The organism is Zhongshania sp. (assembly GCF_041584495.1).
Classification (GTDB): Bacteria; Pseudomonadota; Gammaproteobacteria; order Pseudomonadales; family Spongiibacteraceae; genus Spongiibacter.
This window is the reverse complement of sequence record NZ_JBFHDY010000283.1, coordinates 1-1,429: the sequence shown is the minus strand read 5'-3', so window position 1 is coordinate 1,429 and position 1,429 is coordinate 1. Positions and strand designations below refer to the sequence as shown.

1 protein-coding gene is annotated in these 1,429 nt (G+C 44.6%); it reads left to right on the top strand.

All coding sequences use genetic code 11. The annotated features are described in order from the left end of the window. Positions 1–1,115: DEAD/DEAH box helicase (locus ABYP33_RS19140; protein WP_373092950.1), on the top strand; the 1,115-nt coding region annotated here is incomplete at its 5' end. Positions 1,116–1,429 lie beyond the last annotated feature (314 nt).

The following is a 1,429-nucleotide window of genomic DNA, read 5'->3' as shown; positions in this document are numbered from 1 at the left end:
CCGTCCTATCACATTACAGAACATTGGCAATTTTTGATGAAATACATCACTGCGCTGGAGATAACCTAGGCAACACTAATGTCTGGGGGCAAAAAATCATTCAACATATACAAGGTAAAGCTGATTATACGCTTGCGTTAACTGGGACACCGTGGCGCTCCGACAAAATACCCATCGCGCTCTCAAGTTATTGCGTAGATGGCATTATACAGTGTGGTTACAGCTACGGATTAGAGCGAGCAATTCAGGATGGCGTATGCAGGACACCGAAGATCATTGCCGTAGACAATGAAGACATTACATTACTATCCGGTGACGAGAGCGAGCGCTATAGTTCATTCGCGGAGGTCCTCAAACAATCAAAATGCACGTATCAGCAGCTGTTAGACAGCGATGATTTGATTGCTTACATGGTTAAGGTAACTGCAAAAAAGCTTAAACAGTTAAGGCGAAAGCAATCCAACGCCGGTGCTTTAGTTGTCGCGGCTACTGTTGATCACGCTATTAAAATAGCAGAAATTATAGAGTGTGAAACGGGTGATTCCGCCCGTGTGGTAACGTATTTACACGAGGATGCACAAGAAGCCATTCGAGATTTTCGAGAGGATAATGATAAGTGGATAGTCTCGGTCGGTATGATTAGCGAAGGCACCGACATACCGCGACTAAAAGTGTGCTGTCACCTTACTCGGGTTAAAACCGAGTTGTATTTCAGGCAAATTTTAGGCCGTATATTACGCTCTACGGGTATTGAAAATGATGAAGGCTTTCTTTTCATGCCTGCCGAACCAAATCTAGTCGAATACGCCGAACGAATCGTTGAAGATATACCCAACGCGAATACCGTTGCCATTGAACAGATGCCCGGAAATATCACCACAAGCGATAACTCAACTCAAGTGCCGACGCTACCCGAGATTGAGAACGGCCCTAAGCCAATTGTAAACGTCAATTTTTCTACCGAGCTATTTTATGCCGATAATGGGGTTGATCTTTCAGCTTTGAATACACCAACGCTTGCTGAAACATATGATACGACGTTCGGCTTATTCGGACGATTTAGGCAGGAAATATTAAATTTTTCGATACAGGATATTTCTGATAACCGTCAATAGAAGTGAACACCAATTCGCCACCGCTGAACACTAACTAAACGCGGCTCTAGAAAATATTTGAAATCACAGAGTGTGCGCCCCAATAATGGGACAGGCGGGAAATATTGGTTGAAGTAACAATGTATGGTATCTCGCCCGAGTCACTGCGACCCGCAGAATTTTCCGGCTACGCGTAAAGGGGGCGGTATCTCCCCACCATACAAAAGAAGATTCTAACGCAACTCCATTGTGACGAGCTTCTCGTACGACAATTACCCCATCAAACTGCTTGCCTTTAGACTTGTGTATGGTCATCACTTGGATACCTGCAGGAT